Origin of the sequence: Streptomyces albidicamelliae (genome assembly GCF_025642175.1) — a bacterium.
Lineage (GTDB): Bacteria > Actinomycetota > Actinomycetes > Streptomycetales > Streptomycetaceae > Streptomyces > Streptomyces albidocamelliae.
This window is the reverse complement of the sequence record NZ_CP106795.1, coordinates 7461334-7483132: the sequence shown is the minus strand read 5'-3', so window position 1 is coordinate 7483132 and position 21799 is coordinate 7461334. Positions and strand designations below refer to the sequence as shown.

At 72.1% G+C, this 21799-nt stretch carries 12 protein-coding genes; 6 read left to right on the top strand and 6 right to left on the bottom strand.

Annotation, left to right across the window (positions count from 1 at the left end; all coding sequences use genetic code 11):
* Window positions 1-772 precede the first annotated feature (772 nt).
* The 4 genes from N8I86_RS33870 to N8I86_RS33855 form a co-directional block, all read right to left on the bottom strand.
* Window positions 773-3328: a discoidin domain-containing protein gene (locus N8I86_RS33870; RefSeq protein WP_073890786.1), complete on the bottom strand. Its 2556-nt coding sequence runs from the start codon at window positions 3326-3328 to the stop codon at window positions 773-775.
* A gap of 138 nt (window positions 3329-3466) precedes the next feature.
* On the bottom strand, window positions 3467-4270 hold the full coding sequence (locus tag N8I86_RS33865) for an inositol monophosphatase family protein (protein WP_263279521.1): 804 nt from the start codon (window positions 4268-4270) through the stop codon (window positions 3467-3469).
* A gap of 90 nt (window positions 4271-4360) precedes the next feature.
* Window positions 4361-6154 (bottom strand): RICIN domain-containing protein, encoded by a 1794-nt coding sequence (locus tag N8I86_RS33860; RefSeq protein WP_263279520.1) that lies wholly within the window; start codon window positions 6152-6154, stop codon window positions 4361-4363.
* Between the two features lie 149 nt (window positions 6155-6303).
* Window positions 6304-7512 carry an FAD-dependent oxidoreductase gene (locus N8I86_RS33855; protein WP_263279519.1) on the bottom strand — a complete coding sequence of 403 codons (1209 nt, stop codon included), beginning with the start codon at window positions 7510-7512 and terminating at the stop codon, window positions 6304-6306.
* Window positions 7513-7755: 243 nt separating this feature from the next.
* Here N8I86_RS33855 and N8I86_RS33850 point away from each other — a divergent pair, with 243 nt between their 5' ends.
* Together N8I86_RS33850 and N8I86_RS33845 are read left to right on the top strand one after the other, a co-directional pair.
* Window positions 7756-8763, top strand: coding sequence for a Ppx/GppA family phosphatase (locus N8I86_RS33850; protein WP_263279518.1), 1008 nt, complete (start codon window positions 7756-7758; stop codon window positions 8761-8763).
* Between the two features lie 565 nt (window positions 8764-9328).
* Complete coding sequence (locus N8I86_RS33845; RefSeq protein ID WP_263279517.1) at window positions 9329-9583, top strand: acetyl-CoA synthetase; 255 nt, start codon at window positions 9329-9331, stop codon at window positions 9581-9583.
* 30 nt (window positions 9584-9613) lie between these two features.
* Here N8I86_RS33845 and N8I86_RS33840 read toward each other — a convergent pair whose 3' ends face one another.
* Entirely contained in the window at window positions 9614-12253 is a 2640-nt protein-coding gene (locus N8I86_RS33840; protein WP_263279516.1) for a beta propeller repeat protein, read from the bottom strand.
* A gap of 295 nt (window positions 12254-12548) precedes the next feature.
* On the opposite strand from N8I86_RS33840, the gene N8I86_RS33835 reads away from it, so the two are divergent.
* The 4 genes from N8I86_RS33835 to N8I86_RS33820 all read left to right on the top strand — a co-directional run bounded on the left by N8I86_RS33835 (window position 12549) and on the right by N8I86_RS33820 (window position 17974).
* On the top strand, window positions 12549-15191 hold the full coding sequence (locus tag N8I86_RS33835; protein ID WP_450169250.1) for a glycoside hydrolase family 31 protein: 2643 nt from the start codon (window positions 12549-12551) through the stop codon (window positions 15189-15191).
* Between the two features lie 132 nt (window positions 15192-15323).
* Complete coding sequence (locus tag N8I86_RS33830; RefSeq protein WP_263279515.1) at window positions 15324-16538, top strand: chitinase; 1215 nt, start codon at window positions 15324-15326, stop codon at window positions 16536-16538.
* Between the two features lie 113 nt (window positions 16539-16651).
* On the top strand, window positions 16652-17428 hold the full coding sequence (locus tag N8I86_RS33825; protein WP_073892018.1) for a polysaccharide lyase family 7 protein: 777 nt from the start codon (window positions 16652-16654) through the stop codon (window positions 17426-17428).
* 90 nt (window positions 17429-17518) lie between these two features.
* Window positions 17519-17974, top strand: coding sequence for a hypothetical protein (locus N8I86_RS33820; RefSeq protein WP_263279514.1), 456 nt, complete (start codon window positions 17519-17521; stop codon window positions 17972-17974).
* Between the two features lie 105 nt (window positions 17975-18079).
* On the opposite strand, the gene N8I86_RS33815 is transcribed toward N8I86_RS33820, so the two are convergent.
* Window positions 18080-21454 carry a pyruvate carboxylase gene (locus N8I86_RS33815; RefSeq protein ID WP_263279513.1) on the bottom strand — a complete coding sequence of 1125 codons (3375 nt, stop codon included), beginning with the start codon at window positions 21452-21454 and terminating at the stop codon, window positions 18080-18082.
* Between the last annotated feature and the right edge of the window lie 345 nt (window positions 21455-21799).

Here is a 21799-nt window from a genome sequence, read left to right as displayed (position 1 = left end):
GGTCCTGCGCCTGGGCCAGCACACCCTCGGACTGGCGGCGGTCGTCGAGCCCGTTCAGGCCGAGCACGTCGGAGCGGAAGACGTCGATGCCCAGGACCTCGGCGACCGGGGGTCGGTCCCCCGGCCCCCGCCCCTGCCGGGTTGCACCCGGACACTGGCCCAAACACGGTGTGTCGCCGTACGGCCGGGCGGCACGGTCGGTGTGCCGGTGCGGGGCGCCTCGGCGCGGGCCACCGCACCAGGGTGTCCGCCACCTCGCGCAGCTTGATGTCGGTGTGCTCCGAGATGTGTTTCAGGGCCGCCCAGCCCTGCTCGGGGGTGATGACCACGCCGACCAGGTGGCCGGCCGCGAGGACGGCGCGCCTTCCGTACGGCTGACCGGGCACCGTCCGCAATCGGCGGCCGCGGCCCGCCACCGTGCGCGCACCATCACCCACCTGCGCGAAGGCGTGCTGTCGGATCCGGAGATCGCGGACCAGCCGCTGATCGCCGCACGGCGCCGGCCGAGCCGACCGCCGCCGACCGCAACGACCGCATCCGGTGTTGCTGCGCCGGGCCCTCGCCTACATCGACGGCCACGCGGACCAGCATGACGGTACGGGCGCTCCGTCTGCGCCGGGTGCGGCTCACGCACGCCCACCGGGACCTGGTGGCCGCCGACCGGGACGCCGGGACGACGGTGACGGAGGTCGCGGCCCGCTGGGGCTCAGCGGTCCGGGAATGCGGCCGTTCCGGGACGGGAGCGGGCCCCGTCCCGGAACGGCCGCGCGGATTACGGGAAGGAGGTCACCTTGGAGGGGACGGTGCTGGTCCCCGAGGTGGGTGCCCCGGTGTTGTTGACGACGTGGGCGTACTGGCCCATGCCGCCGAGCGAGATCACCTGCAGGTCGTGCATCTTGATGCCCGGGGTGGTGGGCACCTGGAAGCCGTGGGTCTGCACGATCGACGGGTCGGCCGTGAAGTTGCAGTAGCTGCCCAGGCCCCAGGCCTCGTGAGTGGTGACGGTGTCGGCGACCTTGTAGGCCGCGTAGCCGACGATGCCGTCGTGGGTGACGGCGGCGGCGTTCGGGACGTCGTACGCCTTCTCGTTCTGGAAGAAGATCGTGCGGCCGCGTTCGCCGTTCCAGTAGACGTCGTACTTGTTGAAGTGCTCGACGAACAGGCCCGTGGCGAGGACGTCGTCACCGTTGACGCGCAGTCCGTAGTCGGCGCGGTTGGTGTCCCAGCCGACACCGCTGCCGTGGTCGGCGCGCCAGATCCAGGTGTGGTCGATGATCACGTCGTCGCTGTCGACCACCACGGAATCGGTCGCGAGACCGGGGCCCGCGCCGCCGACGCGGACGAACACGTCCTGCATGGTGGTGGGGTTGGCGGAGTGGTCGGCGCCGGCGCCGGGGGTGCCGATCCGCAGCAGGGCGTCGGATCTGACGGAGCCCGCGTCGATGAGGAAGCCGGCCAGCTTCACTCCGTCGACGTCGGCGACGTGCATCGCGTCGACGCCGTTGTCCGGCACCAGGGTCGCGAGGCCGAGCCCGAGCACGACGGTGTTGGCGCGGGTGACGTCGATGGTCCGGTCGAGGTGGTAGACACCGGGCGTGAACAGGAGGTTGAGGCCCTGGGCGAGGGCCGCGTTGATGGTGGTGGCGGTCGCGCCGGGCTTGACGACGTAGAACTGGTCGAGCGGGACGGACGTGCCCGGGTTCGCCGGCCAGGACACGCCCCGCGCGTTGGTGCGCTTGGCGGGGACGAACACCTTGTAGGCGGAGCCGTCCAGGTAGAGGAAGGGCTTCTCCCGCGAGACGGGGGTGTTGTCCAGGGTGGTGTACGGGCCGTTGTCGAAGTTGGTGGCGGGGGCGCCCTGGACGCCGGAGAAGGTCATGTTCCACACGCCGTTGGTCCAGCCGCCGACCGAGCTGTCCCGGGTGTACCACTGCTGCTGGGAGTACGGGCCGACGGTGCCGTCGATCTTCGAGTCGGCGATGTAGCCGCCGGAGGCCCAGCCGTAGCCGTTGGGGGCGAGGTTGAGTCCGCCCTTGACGTGGATACGGCGGAACGGCGCGGCCTGGGCCACGGCCCAGCGGTCGGTGCCGTTGGACGGGGTGATGGCGAGGTTCTCCGCCGAACGCCAGAAGTTCTGGGTCGCGTTGCCGTTGAACCAGCCGGCGTCGACGGTGACGTCACCGTTGATCTGGGTGTCGTCGGGGTTCAGGCCGAGTCCGGAGATCGAGGTGTAGAAGCCGATCTGCGCGTTGATGCCGTTGTAGGTGCCGGGCTTGAGCAGGAACTGGTAGCGGCCCGTGCCGAACTGGGCGGATTCCTGCTGGGCGAAGACCTGGTCGAACTTCTGCTGGAGGTTGGGGGTGGAGGGGTCGACGACGATGACGTTCGGGCCGAGGTCCCCGCCGCCCTGGACCGGCGGGGTGCCGGTGCCGCCGGTGTGCACGGCGGCCTCCCACAGCGAGTAGCCGTAGCCGGTGCCGCGGGCGGTGCCGTAGATCCGGACGTACCGGCCGGAGCCGCTGACGTCGTAGGACGCGGTGCCGCCGGTCGCGCCGGTGACGCTCTTCAGGGTGTTCCAGCTCTGCCCGTCCGACGAGGCCTGGATCTGGAAGTCCTTGCCGTACGCGGCCTCCCAGGTGAGGTCCACCTTGCAGATGTCCTGGACGGAGCCGAGGTCGACGCGCACCCACTGCGGATCGGCGGCCTGGCTGGACCAGCGGGTGCCGGGGTCGCCGTCGAAGGCGGCGGAGGCGGGGGTGCCGGCGTTCTCGGTGGAGGAGGCCGAAGCGGCCCCGCCCTTGGCGGCGTTGGCCGTGCCGCAGCCCGGCTGACTCGTGGACGTCGATCCGAAGACCTGGAACTCCCAGAGCGAGTAACCCCATTGCGTGGCCCGGTGCACGCCCTGGAGGCGGACGTAGCGGCCCTGTCCGCTCACGTCGACCGTGTCGGTGCCGCCGTCCGAACCGGTGACGGACTTCAGGTCGGTCCAGGTGGCGGCGTCCTTCGAGATCTGAAGTCTGTAGTCCTTGCCGTAGGCGGCCTCCCAGTTCAGGACGACCTGGGTGACGGAGGCGGTGGCGCCGAGGTCCACCTGGAGCCACTGGTCGTCGCTCGCGGCGGAGGACCAGCGGGTTCCGGTGTTGCCGTCGACGGCGGCGGAGGCGGGGGTGCCGGCGTTCTCGGTGGAGGACGCGGTGGCCGACTTCCCCTGGGACAAGGGGGTTTCGGCCGCGGCGGCGGGACCGTTGGTCAGGGGCAGGGCGATCAGCGCGGCCATGGCGGCCAGGGCGACACCCAGGGGTCTCAGTCGTGCGGGATGTGGACTCATACGGCGGCTCCATGCGGCTGCGGGGGCCGGAAGACCGGCCCCACCACTTACTTCATGTTTTGATTTAAGTGGTGAACCAAGCGGGCCACAAGCCTTCGGAAGCCAAATCCTTCGAACGGCGTTGCCTGGACGGTGACTTCAGCCGGTGGAGCGGATGAGCTCCAGCAGCGCGGCGTGCGTCCCGGCGTCGGCCGCGGCGACGAGCCCGCCCGACCCGGTGAGCACGGGCTCCCCGTACAGACCGGTCACCGTGCAGCCCGCCGCCCGGCACAGCGCGATTCCGGCGGCGAAGTGCACGCTGTCGCGCAGATCGCCGTCGGTGACGTAGGCGGCCCTGCGTCCCGCGGCGACCCATGCCACCGCCAGGGTGCTGGAGATCACCCGGGGCCGGAACCGCTCGGTGAAACCGGGCTCGCCCAGCAGGCGCACGGCCCGGAATCCGGGCGCGCTGGGAAAGGGCGGGTCGAGGTTGACGTCGACCAGCGCGGACCCGGCCGACGGGGTCAGCTCCTCGTCGGTGCCGTCCCGGCGGACCCGGGCCCGCACGCCGTCGGTCCAGAACACCTCGCCGCTGAAGGGGTCGGCCGTCGCCGCCGCCGTGATGGCGGTGCCCTCGCGCAGGGCGACGTTCACGCCGACGAGCATGGTGTGCACGGCGTAGTTGAGGGTGCCGCACAGCGGGTCGACCAGCCAGCGGCGGTGCGCGTCCGCGGCGCCGGTGCTTCCGCCCTCCTCGCCGGTCACCGCGTCCTGCGGCCGGGCCCCGCGCAGGAGGTCCACGACGGCCCGCTCGGCGGCGAGGTCGGCGGTCGTCGCGAAGTCGCCGGCGGACTTCTCATGGCGCGCGAGGCGCTTGCCGTACAGGTCGCGCACCACCGCAGCGCCGGCCAGGGCCGCGGCCACGGCCAGCTGTGCATCGGTGTCCCCGTCGATGATCGGCATGGGCGCAGGATAGGAGGAAGTCACGGGAGGAGCCAGGCGGTTGGCCGGGCCCGCACGGCCGGGGTGCGCCGGGCGGCCCCGAGCCGCCGTTCACCTCCCGGCCGGAACGAGGGTCAGGCGCTGTTCGGCCGCGGTGCGGCCGGCGCCGACCGAACTGCCGCTCCGGTCGGTCCAGTTGCGCGCCGGTGTGGTCTCGGCGAGCCGGCCGGGCCTGGCGGAGAGGCCGAGCACGAGGCCGCTGTACCGGTTGACCAGCCGGTAGGCGCCGTTCGCCGAGGCGTCGGGGAGCACGAACCACTGCTGCCCCACGGTGGGTTCGCCGCCGCGCTCCGCGGTGACGGTCGGCCTGGCGCCCCAGGCGCGGCCGGCCGCGGTGGTGGCGTCGACGCCCAGCAGACGGCCGCTCGCCGCGTTGGCGACGGTGAACGCGCCCTCGCCGGTCGGCCGGAAGAGCCACGCGTCCCGGCCGGATCGCGCGGGCTTCGCGATCGAGGTGGTGGCGGAACCGCCGGACGCCTGGGCGAGGTACCGGCCCGCACCGCTGGCGATACGGTGCGCGCGGCCGGTGTCCACGGGCGGGGCCGCCGGGTCGGAGGTTCCGACGGTGAGGTCGACGTACTCGCCGGAGGCGTCGTGGGAGCAGCCGAAGGAGCAGTACGACCGGAAGCTCTTGCCCACGACGGCGGACGAGGTGCGGTTCGCGCCGTCCAGGAACCAGCGGTACCAGGAGGCGTTGGTGTACCCGCCCGTGTCGCCGATGAGCCGCCACTTCTGGGTGGCCAGGTCGTCGGTGGCGTACAGGTACTGCGGTGAGCCGCCGCTCTGGTCGACGGCCTGCGGGGTGCCGATGTACAGGCCGAGATAGGCGTCGTAGGCGATGTTCATGACGAACAGCGGCGAGGTCGGCGGCATCTTCCCGGCCGCGATCTGCTCGGCGGACGTGCCGGTGTTCGCGGGGTCGTACTCGTCGGCGACGGGCGTGTAGCCGGTGGGGTGGCCGGTGTCGACGGGGACGATGTCGCTCTCCCGGCCGCCCGTTCCGGGTTGCGTCCAGGCGCCGTCGTACCACTTGCGCCAGGAGCCGGGCGCCATCTTCCCGGCGATCGGCGCGCGGGCCACGTGCTCGTAGAACGCCTTCCAGCTGCCGCCCTTGTCGACGATCCGCGAGCCGTAGTAGACGTAGAAGTAGCCCGAGGCGGTGTCGACGAACAGGCGCTGGTCGCCGTCGCCGTAGGAGTACGTCTGGTTCGGGAAGGCCGCCGTGTCCCCGCGGTCGGTGCTGTACGGGGACGTGATGACATGGTCCTCGATGGTCCAGGTGCGGCCCTGGTCGGTGGAGACGGCGTAGTCGATGGCGTCGTAGTGCAGTCCGTCGCCGAAGGGGCGCGGGGTGAACTCGTTGTGCACCAGGCCGTACCAGTCACCGGTGTCGGGGTCGACCCACACCCCGGACAGGTCGCAGTAGTTCTTGCGGGCGTAGCCGGAGCCGCTCGGGGCGAACGTCGCCTCACGCCCGGTGGGGCTGTTCTCGCACCGCCAGGTGGTGTCGTCGTTGCGGTCGACGGGGTTGGCCGGGTCGGCCGCCTCGCTGAGCTTCTTGTCGTAGCCGGCGGTGTCGAAGTCCTTGCCGGTGTAGAAGTCCCAGACCCGCGGGTCGTCGGCGCCGTAGAGCGCGGCGGACTGCTGGTAGTGGAAGGTGCCGTCCTTGTCCGTGAACGGGGTGGCGGGGGTGTCCGTGGGGTGGATGAAGGGCACCGGGGTGCCCACGGTCACGCTGTAGGTGGCGCCGGCCGGGACCGGGGCCGCCGGGGAGGCTGTGCCACCGCCCAGGACCAGGGCGGCGGCCGCGGTCACGGCGCCGCCTGCTCTGCTCAAGAGTCGCACGGGTGCTCCTTGTCGCCGAAGGGCCGGTTGCACGGAACGATCCGGCTCCGGCGGATTCCCCGGCAATGGACTCCAGTGCTCCGCCTCTTGCACTTTCGCGAGCGGACGCACCCCGGGCGGGACCGGGTGTGCGGGCGGGAGCGCGCCGGTCAGTCCGCCGCGGGCGGGTCGGCCGGGAGGGCGGTGTCCCAGGCCAGTTGGCGGATCAGGTCCTCGTCCGGCGCCGTGGGACGGGCCGCGCCGCCGGCCGGGCCGGCCGCGGTCCCGGGAGCCGGGCGGGACGGCGCGTGGGTGCCGCGGGAGATGCCCCCGCTGACGGTGATGTTGTGCTCCGCCCGCGGACGGCGGTGCCGCTCGTACGCGGCGAACGCGCCGAGCGGGTCGGGCAGGTCGCGCAGGGCCTTGGCGAGGACGACGGCGTCCTCCAGGGCCATGGAGGCCCCCTGGCCGGTCGCCGGGGAGGCCGCGTGGGCGGCGTCACCGATGAGCAGGACGCGCCCGGAACGCCACGTGGCGCCCAGCGGCAGTTCGGTGGCGTTGGTGACCGTGATGCCGTCGCCGGCGGCCTCGACCAGGTCGGCGGCGGGCGTGGCGTCCTTGCGCAGCAGCGGCAGCAACTGCCCGCGCAGGGCGGCGGACGGACCGCCGGAGGCACCGGCGGGCAGCGGGTCTCCGCCGACCCGGGCGAACCAGTACGCCTCGCCGGCCGGCGACACCGCGTACCCGAAGGCGGCCTCGCTGCCCCGCACCATGGTGATGGTGCCGTCGGGACCGGCCACGGGGGCGGCGGCGGTGTAGCCGTAGTAGACGCGCTGGCCGGCGTAGCCGGGCCTGACGCCGGGTGTGATGAGCCGCCGGACGGTCGAGTTCAGCCCGTCGGCGCCGACGAGGAGGTCCCCGGTGGCGCTCGTGCCGTCGGCGAAGCGGGCGGTGACGCCGTCCGGGCCGTCCGTCACGGACTCCAGACGGGCGCCGTGGCGCAGCGGGATGCCGCGGCGGGCGGTCTCGCCCTGGAGGGCGGCGTTCAGCTCGCCGCGGCGCAGGCAGCGGTAGCGCAGGGCCGGGTCGGCGGCCTCGCCGAGCGGTGCGTGCGCGGCCTCGGTGCCCTGGTGGTCGAGCAGGCGCAGGGAAGTCAGCGGAAAACCGACGGCCGTGACCGCGTCGGTGGCGTCGAGCTGGGCCAGGGCCCGCATGCCGTTGCTCGCGAGGGTCAGGAAGGCGCCGATGTCCTCCGCCGAGTCGGGGTGGGACTCGAACACGGTGACGTCGAACCCGGCCTTGTGCAGGCCCAGCGCGGTCGCGGTGCCCGCGATCCCGCCGCCGATCACCAGTACTCTCGTGACAGCCGTTCTGGTCAAGTACCGCTCCCCTGCCGACAGTGGTCGGTCCATCTAAGGGCAGTGCGGGCCGTATGCGCACATAGGGGGCCGAGATCCGGACAGCTCCGGCCGGTCGGGGCGCTTCCGGTTCGTGCGCCTCTTGCCACCGGTACGTGCCGGACGGCCGTGGGCGCCGGGCCCGGGGGCACCGGCCGGGCGGCTGTGCACCGGCACGCCCCCCGTGCGAAGCGTCGCAGTCGGTGAATTGGGTACTCCCCGGCCATGCGGGTGAGTGTGGTGGACGCGGGTTCGAACACGGTCAGACTGGTGATCGCGGATGTGGAGGGGGGTGTTCCGCTGCCGGTGCACACCGTCAAATGGAAGCTGCGCCTGTCCGAACATGTCGGTCCGGACGGCACCATCGCCGAGGAGGCGGTGGAGCGGCTGGTCAAAGCGGTGGCCGCGGCGGGCGCGACGGCCCGGCGGTGGCACGCCTCGGGACCGCTGGCCTTCGCGACGGCGGTGGTGCGCGGCGCGCCCAACCGGCAGGAGATCCTGCACCGGGTGGCGTCGTCGACCGGGATCCGGATGTGCACGCTGCCGGGCGAGACCGAGGCCGAACTGACCTTCCTGGCCGCGCGGCGCTGGCTGGGCTGGAACGCGGGACCGCTCGCGCTGCTCGACATCGGCGGCGGCTCGCTGGAGGTGGCCTTCGGCAGGGGGCGGCTCCCCGACTTCGCCGTCTCCCTGCCGCTCGGCGCGAGCCGGCTGACGCGGGAGCACCTGAGCGTCCAGGATCCGCCAGGGCCCGGTGAGCTGAAGGAACTGCGCCGCCGGATCCGGCACGAACTGCGGGACGTGGCCTCGCGGATCCGCTGGGAGCGGCCGCGCACCGCCGCCGTCACCTCGCGTACGTTCCAGCAGCTGGCCCGGTTGTGCGGGGCCGCACCGGGGCGGTTCGGGCCGTTCGTGGAGCGGGAGTTGGTCTGCGGGGACCTGGGCGGGGCGGTGCGCCGTCTCGCCGCGCTGTCCACCGTCGAGCGGGCCCAGCTGCCCGGGATCTCCGCGCCGCGCGCGGCCCAGAGCCTGGCCGGGGCCGTCGTCGGGCACACGGCGCTCAAGCTCATGGGGCTGCGCCGGGCCGTGGTCTGCCCCTGGGCGATCCGCGAAGGCGTCCTGCTGCGCTACATCGAGGACGGCGCCGACTGGTGGACGGACGCCACCGGCTCCGCCGGCTCGGGAGCGCCGTCCCCCGGGGCGACCCTGCGCATAGCCGGTCCGTCCGCCTAGGGCCTGTCGTTTGGATCATGCCGGCGTCGCGGGGCGTGGCACGCGCATCTGCGGCGTTGTCGTCGGTTGTCGACGCTCCGCGTCGCCGCCCTCCTCCGCCTTGCAGCTGCACGCACCACGCCCCGCTCGGGTCGGCCGACAAGGCACCGTGAGCCAGGCCGGCCTGATCCAAACGACAGACCCTAGCCGGCACCGGCTCAAGGTGGCCGGGGCATGCTGGTGGGGAGCGGACCGAGATCGGGAGGTGGCCGGGGTGCGGTGGTGGACCCTGGGGTGTGCGGTCGCCGCGGTCGTCGTGGTGGCCGGGTGCGGGGCGTCGTCGGAGCACGGCGGGCAGGCCGGTGCGTCCGGGGGCCCGCCGGCCCGGCCTTCGGAGTCGGCGTCCTCGGCTCGGGGGTCCTCGCCGCCCGGTTCCCCGGTGTCCCCGGGCGTCTCCGTGCCGGGCTCCTCGGCCGTGCCGGGTTCACCGGCCGCGTCGGGGCGTTGCCTCGCCGGGCGGGCCGAGCTCGCCGTCTCCCCCGGTGATCCGGTACGGCGGCGGTTGTGCGTGCGGCCCGGGACGGTGGTGACCCTTGTGCTGCGGCCCCGGCCGGACGACAAACGCTGGAAGGAGGTGCGGAGTTCGGCCCCCGCCCTCGTCGTCGCCTCGGGCTGGCGCCTGGACGCCGGCGGCACCGCGCACGCCAGCCTGCGCTGCGCGGGCACCCGGGGAGGCGAGGCCCTGGTCACCGTGACCGCCGGGGCGCCGGACGTGGCCGGTGCGGCCCGCCCGGCCTTCACGCTGGACGTGCGTGTGGTGCCGTACGCGCGGGAGGGGTGACCCGGCACCGGCCGGATCACCCCTCGGCGCTCAGCGCAGGTGCCGCAGCTTGACGGAGTAGATGCCCCGGCCGTGCGTGGCGGCGTACAGCGTGCCGCCGTCGGGGCTCGTCTTCAGCTGGAGGACGGCGACGGCCGGCAGGTCGCCGACGCGCTTCCAGGTGGTGCGCCCCGGCGCCCGGTAGACCACACCGAGGTCGGTGGCGACGGCGAGGCCGCCGTCCGCCGTGACCAGCGCGGAGTCGGTGGGCACGTCCGGCAGGTCGGCCGAGATGTCCTTCCAGGTGGTGCCGCCGTTCGTGGATTCGAAGACATGGCCCACACCGGCGCCTGGGCCCTCGGTCCAGTGCCGGGAGAAGCCGTTGACGGCGAGGAAGACGTGGTCGGCGTTCTTCGGGTCGACGGCGAATCCGCTCAGGTAGCGGTTGGGCACGGTGCCGTCGACGGGCAGGGTGATGTCGTGCCAGCCGGTGCCGTCCGCGTTGCCGACGGCGATGCCGCGGGCGAAGCCCTGGTTGTTGCAGGGGCCGCACCAGGCGGCGTAGATCCTGCCGCCGGAGGCGGCGACGGCGGTGGCGTACCGGCCCTCGCCGAAGTCGTGCACGCTGGTCCACTCGGAGCCGCTGCGGATCGCGTAGCCGTGGTTCTGGACCCAGACGTGGCGGCCGCCGGCGACCCAGGCGGCGGGGTTCTTCAGGTCGGCCGCGAGCGGCGCGATGAAGCGGGCCTCACCGGTGGCGTTGTCGGCCGGCGCGACACCGTACGAGGTGGCCTTGGCGGGGTCGCTCACCCAGCCGCCGTCGTTCACGGCGCAGTTCTGGGTGACCTGGACGGCGAGGTAGACGTACTCCTCGGCGATGTTGCAGCCGTTGCCGGGATCGGTGAGGGTGTCACCGCCGTCGCCGCCGAAGTTGGAGCCCATGACCTTGTCGTCGCCGCGCAGCACGGACTGGCCGTTGTCCTGGAGGCCGCCGGTGACGGACAGGCCGCCGTGGTCGGGGTCCTTGCCGATGCCGACCGAGTAGTACTGGAGCGTGTCGATCGTGCCGTCGTTGAGGGACGTCCAGTCGGTGGCGTGGCCGGAGGCGTCCTGGGAGCCGTCGACCGGGCGCTTGTAGACGCCGCCGTCGTTGCCGACGTACACGTACGACTTGCCGTGGTGCCGGCCGATCGCCACCCCGTGCTGGTCGGAGTGGGTGGTCTGGTGGCAGTCGCCGGTCTGCCTGGCCGGGTCGATGCTCCAGCAGGAGAAGCCGAAGTTCCAGTACGGGCCCACGGTGGACCAGGTGGCGCCGCCGTCCTTGGTCTCGTAGACCTCCTCCAGGCCCGCGTAGACGTGCCGCGGGTCGCTCGGGTCGACGGTGAGGAACTGGTTGTACCAGGCCTGAACGCCCGGCATGTATCCGGGTGAGGTCAGCGCCGAACCGGACGCGGCGAGGCCCTTGTAGTCGGCGATCTTCGTCCAGGGCCCGGTCGGCGAACCGGACTTGGAGACGAAGATACCCTCCAGGCCGCTGTCCGGGTTGGTGTTGAGCTGTTCCGGCGACTGGTCGATGGCGTAGTAGCGGGAGCCGTCGGCGGAGCGCGCGAAGGTGACGGCGCCGACGCCGTCCGCGTCGGCCGGCAGGTCGCCGAGGCCGCTGGTGATCCGCGTCCAGGTGTGACCGGACCTGGTGTAGAAGCCGTTGTAGTCGTCGCCGCTGCGCCAGCCGATCGCGAGGACCACCTTGGCGGGGTCCTTGGGGTCGACGGCGATGTCGTTGGCGATGTTCTTGTACGGGGCGTCCGGGTCGTCGGCCCGCGAACCACCCGGCAGGAACTCGGGGTTGGGCGCGAACTCCAGTTTCCACGCGCCGCTCAGCCTGTGCGTGGAGTGGCTCCACACGCCCTTGCTGGTGGCCGCCCACACCTTGCCGCCGCCGAAGCGGAGTTCGTGGATGGTGGTGCTGTCCAGCTCGTCGCCGCCGACCCGGCCGCGCGAGGAGAACGTGCCGTGGTGGGGGTGGGTGAGGACGTACACGCCGCTGCCCAGGTAGGCGTCCGCGTTGGTGGTGGCCTCTCCGGTGCCCAGCCACAGCCGGCCCGATCCGTCCAGCGCGAGGGCGCCGGTGGACTGGGCGGGGAGCCGGTCGCTGATGGGCCGCCAGTGGCCGCCTCCGCCGCGGGAGCGCCACACGCCGCCGCCGGCGCTGCCCGCGTAGACGTAGCCGTCGTCGTCGGCGGCCACGGCGGCCATCCGGCCGGTGACGTCGCCGGACCCGCCACTGGAGTTGGAGTCGATGTCGCGGTAGCGCCGGTCGTCGGAGTCGTACGGCAGACCGGTGAGGTGGTGCCAGTCCCCGCCGGTGCTCCTGAGCCTGCTGAGGTCCCGCCAGGCGGCGCCGTAGGCGCCGGGTGCGACGACCCCGGGCGAGGTACGGGCCTCGGCGTACTGGTCGGCGCCCTCGGCGATCTCGTCCGCCTCGTTGCCGTCGTCGTCGTCCGCCGCCAGGTGCGGTGCGGCGGCGCCGACCGACTGCTCGCGTTCGTGCGCGAGTTGGCCGAGGACGCGGACGCCGAAGGGGTTCGCCCCTCGGCCGGACGCGGCTGACGGGGGGATCACCGCCAGTGCTGCGGACGCGGTGAGCGCACAGACGGTGAACCACCGTCTTCTGCGGGTTGGCACGGACACCAGGCCTCCCGGATCGGGTGTCGACACTGCTGACGCAGGAGACCCGACCACAGGGACCGGTGCACGTCCGGCATTTGGCCGATTCTTGACACGCACCTGCCAGTAACGGGCGGAGTGACACCGCGGGCGACGGAGGCGTCGGCGCGCGCCGAGGTCCGCGCGGTATTGACATGAACCTGCATTAACCCTGAGGCTTCGTGCGTGAACTTGCTCGAATGACCGCGATTTCAAGCTCTTCCGAGCACCTTCACCAAGGACAGACAATCCGCAAGGGTGCGAGGGGAGCTGTTCCGCCGTGCGAAGACTCCGACATCGTGTGCCGTGGCTGGCCTGGGTGCCGCTGGGGCTGGCGACCGCGCTGGCCGCGACAGTCCTGGCCGGCCCGGTGCCCGCCGAGGCCGCCGCCACCGCTTCGGGAGCCGTGCTGGATCCGGCCCACAGCAGCGTGGACTGGCGGAGCCCGGTCTACGCCAAGGGCACCGGCGGCGGCACCGAGAGCTGTCCCGACGCCGCCGCCGACCCCGGGAACAAGGTCTGCGACCGCTTCGACCTGACCGTCTCGGTGCCGGACGGCTACTGGGACGACAACCCCGAGGGCGGCGTCCCGCTGTCGGTCCGATGGGACAGGCCCTCGGCCGACTTCGACCTCTACGTCTACGACGACCACGGCAAGCAGGTGGCGTCCAGCGCCGGCACCGCCGACCCGGAGGCCACGGTGATCCCGCGGGCGTCGGGCACCTACCACGTGGTCGTCGTCCCGTACGACGTGCACGACGACTCCTTCACCGGCACCGCCTATCTGCCCGCGACCACGGACGCCGGTGACCTGACCTCCTTCTCGGGCCGTGACGGCGGCTACACCATCGGCGCGGGCGGTCTCACGGCCCGTGCGGACTTCCTCACGGGAGGAGGGCTGCGGCTCCAGGCCGACCCGTCGGGCTCGCTGAGCGACCCGGCCGGGACCGCCATCGTGCGCGAGCGGCCGGAGCCCGAGCGGCGCACCTCGTCCTTCGACGCGGGCGACTACTACGGCATCCGCTCCCCGGACGCCGTCCTGCGGGTGTACAAGAAGCCGCTGCGGTTCGGCCTGTACGAGCCGGACAACCGCACCCGGATCTGGCAGGAGGACAAGCCGCTGCGCTGGTCGACCGGCGGCATGCGCCAGAGCCTCGCGCGCGGCGCGGACGAGCAGTTCTTCGGGGGCGGGGAGCAGAACGGCAGCTTCTCGCACCGCGGACGGACGATGTACGTGGCGAACAGCTTCGACTGGAACGAGGGCGGTTACAACAACTCCCAGCCCTTCTACCTCTCCAGCGCGGGCTACGGCGTCTTCCGCAACACCTTCGCGCCGGGCGTGTACACCTTCGGCTCGCCGGTCACCACCGGTCAGCAGGAACGCCGCCTGGACGCCTACTACTTCCTCGGGAACGCCAAGCAAGTGATCGGCAAGTACACGGCGTTGACGGGCAGGCCCTTCATGCCGCCGGTCTACGGCCTGGAACCCGGCGACTCCGACTGCTATCTGCACAACGCCAACCGGGGCGAGCGGCACACCCTGGACGCGCTGAAGGTCGCCGACGGCTACACGGAGCACGACATGCCGCTCGGCTGGATGCTGGTCAACGACGGCTACGGCTGCGGCTACGAGAACCTGGAGCAGACCGCCGGGGGCCTCGCGGACCACCACGCCCAGCTCGGCCTGTGGACCCAGGACGGCATCGGCAAGCTCGCCGACCAGGTCAAGGCCGGCCAGCGGGTGGCCAAGCTGGACGTGGCCTGGGTCGGAAACGGGTACAAGTTCGCGCTGGACGCCTGCGACGCGGCCAAGAAGGGCATCGAGGACAACAGCGACGCCCGCGGCTTCGTGTGGCTGCCGGTGTCCTGGGCGGGCGCCCAGCGCTGCGGGGTGCTGTGGTCCGGCGACCAGAAGCTGTCGTGGGACTACATCCGCTGGCAGATCCCGACCTACGCCGGGGCGACCATGTCCGGCATCGCCTACAACACCGGTGACGTGGGCAGCATCTACCGCCACGACGCCAAGATGTACACCCGTGACCTCCAGTGGAAGGCCTTCCTGCCGGCCGTCATGACCATGGACGGCTGGGCGAGCGACATCACCACGGGCAAGCCCGCCGATCAGCAGCCCTGGCTGGACGGGGAGCCGTACACCTCGATCAACCGCAAGTACCTCCAGCTGAAGGAACGGCTGCTGCCGTACATGTATACCCTGTCGGCCGAGGCGGCGAAGACGGGCGTGGGCGCGGTGCGTCCGCTCTGGCTGGAGTACCCGGGCGACCCGGCCACCCTGGGCGAACAGGCGAAGTACGAGTTCCTGTCCGGCCCCGACCTCCTCGTCGCACCCGTCTACCAGGACTCCGGCACGCGCGACGGCATCTACCTGCCGAAGGGCACCTGGACCGACTACTGGACCGGCCGCACCTACCGCGGGCCGACCACGCTGAACGGCTACCACGCCCCGCTGGACACGCTCCCGCTCTTCGTCCGCGAGGGCGCCGTCGTGCCCATGTGGCTTAAGGGGACGACGAGTTGGCAGAGCCGCGACCGGCACGAGCTGGACTGGGACCTGTACCCGGCCGCCCACGGCACGAGCCGCTACACGCTGTACGAGGACGACGGCGTGACCCGCGACTTCGCCCAGGGCTCCGCCGCCACGCAGCGGGTGTCGGTGCGCACCGACGCACGGGGGACGACCGTGCGGGTGGGCGCGAGCCGGGGCGACTACGCGGGCAAGGTGGCCGCGCGGAGGTACCGGTTCACGGTGCACGGCGGCTCCGCGCCCGCACGCGTCCTGCTCGACGGCCGTCAACTCCCGCGCGGTGCCTGGTCGTACGACTCCGGCACCCGCGTCACGACGGTCACGACGCCGGGGCGGGCGCTGGACCGGGAGTTCACCGTACGGCTGGTCGACGGGAAGTAAAGAGGTCGTATGGTCTAGTCCAAAGAGCGAGTTGGTCTAGTCCAACTCATTGACGTGAGCGCAACACCTCCCAGAGGGTGGGGCTCCCCCGCTCAGGGGCTCTCCCCCACCCCCACCCTCTGGAGGCACGCAGTGAGACGTCTTCGGGCATGTCTGGGCGCGGCCGCGGCCGTGACGCTCGCCGCCGCGGGCACGACCGCCCTGGTCGCGAGCAACGCCTCGGGCGCGACGAGCGCGCTCGGCAACCGCTGGTACGCCGCCGCCCCGTACCTGATGCCGCTGGACAACGACCCGCCCGACCCGGCCGCGATCATGGACGCCACCGGCCTCAAGGCCTTCCAGCTGGCCTTCGTCCTCGCCCCGAACGGCGGTGGCTGCACGCCCACCTGGGGCGGCACGGCACCGGTCTCCTCGGACACGGCCGTCCAGTCGGTGATCAACACCATCCGGGCCAAGGGCGGCGACGTCTCCGTCTCCATCGGCGGCTACGGCGGCACCAAGCTCGGCCAGGCCTGTTCGGACGCCGTGTCCACGGCGGCTGCCTACCAGCAGGTCATCACCAAGTACGGCCTGCACGCCATCGACTTCGACCTGGAGGAGCCGGAGTACGAGAACACCGCGGCCGTCCGGAACGAGATCGGTGCCGCGAAGATCCTCCAGCAGAACAACCCCGGACTGTACGTGTCCGTGACCACGGCCGGCACGGCGGACGGCACCGGCTGGTTCGGCAAGCAGATGCTGCTGGAGGCGAAGTCGCAGGGGTTCACCCCGAACAACTTCTCCATCATGCCGTTCGACGGCGGCTTCAACGGGGCGGCGAGCCAGACGAGCGCGCTGACGAACTTCAACACGATCCTCCAGTCCACCTTCGGCTGGGACCAGGCCACCGCGTACGCCCACGAGGGCTTCTCCGGCATGAACGGCCGCAGCGACACCGGCGAGTACTTCAGCCAGGCGGACTTCCAGACCGTGCTCGACTACGCGACGAGCCACCACATGGACCGGTTCACGTTCTGGTCGCTCAACCGCGACCGGCAGTGCACCCCGGCCGACAACGGCGGCCGCACCTCGGGCACCTGCTCCAGCGTGACCCAGAACTCGTGGGACTTCGCCAAGTACTCGGTGAAGTTCGCCGGGGTCACCCCGCCCACCGGTACGCCCACCCCCACACCGACCCCGACGCCGACCCCGACGTCCTGCAAGACGGCCTGGAACGCGTCCGCGGTGTACACGGCCGGCGACGAGGTCTCGTACGGCAAGCACAACTGGAAGGCGAAGTGGTGGACCCAGAACGAGACGCCCGGCGCCGCCGAATGGGGGCCCTGGCAGGACGAGGGAGCCTGCTGAACCCCTTGACGTGTCTGGTTCATACCTTTAACTTCTCGGGTCATCGGTGACCAAGGATGCGTTCAGTGTTCATCATGCTGAACGCATCCCGGTCCGACGAAGGGACCCCCCACATGACCCGATCCCGGCTGCTCGCGGCGACCACCACCGCGGGCCTCGCCCTGACCCTCACCGCGCTCGGCACGAGCGGCGCGGACGCGGCCGACCCCCATGTCGCGCCCGGCGGCAACTTCGACCTGTCCGTCTGGCAGCTCCAGGAGCCCGTCGGCTCCCCCGGCTCGCCCACCACCATTCCCTCGTCCAGGCTCCAGGGCGCGAACGGCTACCAGGACGCCTACTTCTCCACCGACACCCGCGACGGCGCGATGACCTTCTGGGCGCCCGAGAAGGGGGTCACCACGCCGAACTCGAACTACGCCCGCTCCGAGCTGCGCGAGATGAACCGCAACGGCTCCGCCGCCGACTGGGCGCTCGCCGGCTCCCACCGGATGAGCGCGACGCTGCGGGTGGTCTCCGTGACCAAGAACGTGTGCGTCGGCCAGATCCACCTGGGCTCCGGCGGCTCCTCCACCAAGCCGCTGCTGGAGCTCTACTACCACGCGAACGGCGACATCGTCCTCGGCACCGAGAACTCACCGTCGGGCGGGCAGACCCCGCACACCGTCGGCCATGTGTCCGTCGGCAAGACCTGGAGCTACACCATCGCCGTCTCGGGCGGGAACACCATCGACCTGACCGTGAACGGCACGACCACGCACTACGGCATCCCGTCGTCGTTCAAGCCCTACAAGCAGTACTTCAAGGCCGGTTCCTACAACCAGTCCTCCTCCGACAGCACCACGAAGGGAGCCAGGGTCGCGTTCTACGGACTGACCGTCTCCCACGGCTGACACACGGTCCGACCTGCGCGATTGGTGCATTCGGGCGTACGGTCGTAGCGTCAGTGTGGCGTCCGACACAGTACGACGGCGGGAGCGGACATGCGCGGATCTCTGGTGGGAACGGCGATCACCCTCGCGGCGGGCACGCTGCTCACAGCGGCCATGACGACGGCCGCGGCGAGTACGGCGACCACCGCGGGAGCGAAGCAGGCCTCCCCGCCGCCCGTGCTCGTCGACTGCCAGTGGCGGCGCGACTACCGCCCGGTGGACTTCATCCTCGCCTGCGGCGACGGCAACAGCCGGCTGTCCGGACTCCAGTGGAAGCACTGGAACGCCGAGGGGGCCACCGCGGTGGGCGTGAACATGGTCAACGACTGCAAGCCGTACTGCGCGGCGGGCACCTTCCGCTACTACCAGGTGACCGTGCGCCTGGACCGCCCGCAGGCCTGGAAGAAGGACCCGAACGTCCAGCACTTCACGCGGATGAGCCTCACCTATGCCGACGCCCGGCCGGAAGGCTACAAGCAGGTCATGACCTATCCGCTCTGGGACTGACCCGCCGAACGGCGCGCAGCCGCCCGCAACCGCACGCCGCTCGCCGCGGCCGGGACGTCCCGGCCGCGGCGAGCGGCGTGACGGGCGCTCTTCGCCCCCGCGCGGTCAGCCGATCTCGGCCAGCAGGTCGCCGCCCTCCACCTGCTGGATCCGGTTGATGGCCAGCCGGGACACCCGGCCCGCCTTCGGAGCGGTGATGGTGGCCTCCATCTTCATCGCCTCGATGGTGGCGATCGTGGCTCCGGCGGCCACCTCGTCGCCCTCGGTCACGGCGAGCGTCACCACGCCGGCGAAGGGGGCCGCGACATGGCCCGGGTTCGACCGGTCGGCCTTCTCCGTCACCGGCACGTCCGAGGCCGCGGCCCGGTCACGTACCTGAATCGGCCGGAGCTGGCCGTTGAGCGAGGACATGACCGTGCGCATGCCCCGCTCGTCGGCCTCGCCGACGGCCTGCAGCTCGATCAGCAGCCGGACACCGGGCTCCAGGTCGACGGCGTACTCCTTGGCCTGGCGCAGGCCGTAGAAGAAGGCCTTGCTGTCGAGGACGCTGGTGTCGCCGAAGGACTGGCGGTGCGTCTCGAACTCCCGTGTCGGCCCGGGGAACAGCAGCCGGTTGAGGGTGGCCCTGCGGTCCTTGGCCAGCCCCTCCCGGTCCTCGGTGGACAGTTCGGGGGCCGGCCTGGCGGCGGTACGGCCCTGGAGGGCCTTGGTGCGGAACGGCTCGGGCCAGCCGCCGGGCGGGGTGCCCAGCTCGCCGCGCAGGAAGCCGATCACCGAGTCGGGGATGTCGAACCGGTCGGGGGTCGCCTCGAAGTCCGCCGGGGAGACACCGGCGCCGACCAGGTGCAGCGCGAGGTCGCCGACCACCTTGGAGGAGGGGGTGACCTTCACCAGGTGGCCCAGGATGCGGTCGGCGGCCGCGTACATCGCCTCGATGTCCTCGAAGCGGTCGCCGAGGCCGAGGGCGACCGCCTGGGTGCGCAGGTTGGACAGCTGGCCGCCGGGGATCTCGTGGTGGTAGACGCGGCCCGTCGGGGAGGCGAGCCCCGCCTCGAACGGGGCGTAGATCTTCCGCACGCCCTCCCAGTAGGGCTCCAGGTCGCCGACGGCCTGGAGGTCGAGTCCGGTGGGCCGTTCGGAGTGGTCGGTGGCGGCGACGATCGCCGACAGCGACGGCTGGGAGGTGGTGCCCGCCATGGACGCGACCGCGCCGTCCACGGCGTCGGCGCCCGCCTGGATCGCGGCGAGGTAGGTGGCGAGCTGGCCGCCGGCGGTGTCGTGCGTGTGCAGGTGCACCGGCAGGTCGAACTCCCGGCGCAGCGCCGAGACGAGCTTGGCGGCGGCGGGGGCGCGCAGCAGTCCGGCCATGTCCTTGACGGCGAGGACGTGGGCGCCGGCCTCGACGATCTGTTCGGCGAGGCGCAGGTAGTAGTCGAGGGTGTACAGCCGCTCGGACGGATCGCTCAGGTCGGCGGTGTAGCAGAGGGCGACCTCGGCGATCGCGGTGCCCGTCTCGCGCACGGCCTGGATGGCGGGGCGCATCTGGCCGACGTCGTTGAGGGCGTCGAAGATGCGGAAGATGTCGATGCCGGTGGCGGCGGCCTCCTGCACGAAGGCGTCGGTGACCTCCGTGGGGTACGGCGTGTAGCCGACGGTGTTGCGGCCGCGCAGCAGCATCTGGAGACAGATGTTGGGCACGGCCTCGCGGAGTGCGGCCAGCCGCTCCCAGGGGTCCTCGGCGAGGAAGCGCAGCGCCACGTCGTAGGTGGCGCCGCCCCAGCACTCCAGGGACAGCAGCTGCGGCAGGGTGTGGGCGACGACCGGCGCGACGGCGAGGAGGTCCTTGGTGCGCACGCGGGTGGCGAGCAGGGACTGGTGGGCGTCGCGGAAGGTGGTGTCGGTGACGCCGATGGTCGGCGACTGGCGCAGGTGCCGCGCGAAGCCCTCCGGGCCCAGCTGCACGAGGCGTTGGCGCGACCCGGCGGGCGGCTCGCCCTGCGGCAGCGCGGGCAGCTTGGTCAGCGGGTCGAGCAGGTCGGGCCGCTCGCCGTGCGGCTTGTTCACCGTCACGTCGGCGAGGTAGGTCAGCAGCTTGGTGCCCCGGTCGGCGGAGGACCGGGCGGTGAGCAGGTGCGGCCGCTCCTCGATGAAGGAGGTGGTCACCCGGCCGGCCTGGAAGTCGGGGTCGTCCAGGACCGCCTGGAGGAACGGGATGTTGGTGGCCACACCGCGGATGCGGAACTCGGCGACCGCGCGCCGGGCCCGGCCGATCGCCGCCTTGAAGTCCCGGCCGCGGCAGGTCAGCTTGACGAGCATGGAGTCGAAGTGGGCGCTGATCTCCGTGCCGGCGTGCGTGGTGCCGCCGTCGAGACGGATGCCGGAGCCGCCCGGCGAGCGGTAGGCGCTGATCCGTCCGGTGTCCGGGCGGAAGCCGTTGGCCGGGTCCTCGGTGGTGATGCGGCACTGGAGGGCGGCGCCGCGCAGCGTGATCCGGTCCTGGGCGAGGCCGAGGTCGGCGAGGGTCTCGCCGGAGGCGATCCGCAGCTGGGCCTGGACCAGGTCGACGTCCGTGACCTCTTCGGTGACGGTGTGCTCGACCTGGATGCGCGGGTTCATCTCGATGAAGACGTGGTTGCCGTCGCGGTCGAGCAGGAACTCCACGGTGCCCGCGTTGCGGTAGCCGATCTCGCGGGCGAAGCGGACGGCGTCGGCGCAGATCCGGTCACGCAGCGCGGGGTCGAGGTTGGGGGCGGGCGCCAGCTCGATGACCTTCTGGTGGCGGCGCTGGAGCGAGCAGTCCCGCTCGAACAGGTGGATGACCTCGCCCTCGCCGTCGGCGAGGATCTGCACCTCGATGTGGCGCGGGTCGACGACGGCCTTCTCCAGGAAGACGGTCGGGTCGCCGAAGGCGGACGCGGCCTCCCGGGAGGCGGCCTCGATGGACTCGCGCAGCTGGTCGGGGTCCTCCACGCGGCGCATACCGCGACCGCCGCCGCCCGCGACCGCCTTGACGAAGACGGGGAAGCCGATCTCGTCGGCGGCCCGTACCAGTTCGTCGACGTCGTTGGAGGGCTGGGAGGAACCGAGCACCGGTACGCCCGCGGCGCGGGCGGCGGCGACCGCGCGGGCCTTGTTGCCGGTCAGCTCCAGCGTCTGCGCGCTGGGCCCGACGAAGGTGATGCCGGCGTCCTCGCAGGCGCGCGCGAGTTCCGGGTTCTCGGACAGGAAGCCGTAACCGGGGTAGACGGCGTCGGCGCCGGCCCGGCGGGCGGCGGCCACGATCTCCTCGACGGAGAGGTACGCCCGCACGGGGTGCCCCGGCTCCCCGATCTCGTACGCCTCGTCGGCCTTGAGCCGGTGCAGCGAGTTACGGTCCTCGTGCGGGAACACGGCGACCGTACGCGCGCCGAGTTCGTAGCCCGCCCGGAACGCGCGGATCGCGATCTCTCCACGATTGGCGACCAGCACCTTGCGGAACATCCTGGATTCCCTTCAGCAGCTGCCTGCCGGCGACGAACACCCTGGTGTCAGCCACGCCTGGCCGTATCTCGCGGCCACCCTAGGGGGTGTCCGCATGTGTCGACGTGCGAAAACCATCACACCGACGGGGTGGGCGGCGCCACAGGGACACACCGTGCGCGGTCCTTGACCTCCGCTCGGCGTGCCGACGTCACCCGCATCGCCCCCTTAGGTCCCCCGAAGGCGGAAACATCCCCCGGTGGAGGCGCACCGCGGGTGGTCACCTTCGCCCGGTATGACTGTCCACTTCGTGGAACGTGCACGGTTCCTTTCAGTTTTGATCACGAACTCTCGTATAGTGACCGC

Excerpts from the sequence above, each read along its gene's own strand:
- N8I86_RS33870 (WP_073890786.1), bottom strand. The coding sequence starts at position 3,328 with ATGAGTCCACATCCCGCACGACTGAGACCCCTGGGTGTCGCCCTGGCC.
- N8I86_RS33865 (WP_263279521.1), bottom strand. The coding sequence starts at position 4,270 with ATGCCGATCATCGACGGGGACACCGATGCACAGCTGGCCGTGGCCGCG.
- N8I86_RS33850 (WP_263279518.1), top strand. The coding sequence starts at position 7,756 with ATGCGGGTGAGTGTGGTGGACGCGGGTTCGAACACGGTCAGACTGGTG.
- N8I86_RS33825 (WP_073892018.1), top strand. The coding sequence starts at position 16,652 with ATGACCCGATCCCGGCTGCTCGCGGCGACCACCACCGCGGGCCTCGCC.
- N8I86_RS33820 (WP_263279514.1), top strand. The coding sequence starts at position 17,519 with ATGCGCGGATCTCTGGTGGGAACGGCGATCACCCTCGCGGCGGGCACG.
- N8I86_RS33815 (WP_263279513.1), bottom strand. The coding sequence starts at position 21,454 with ATGTTCCGCAAGGTGCTGGTCGCCAATCGTGGAGAGATCGCGATCCGC.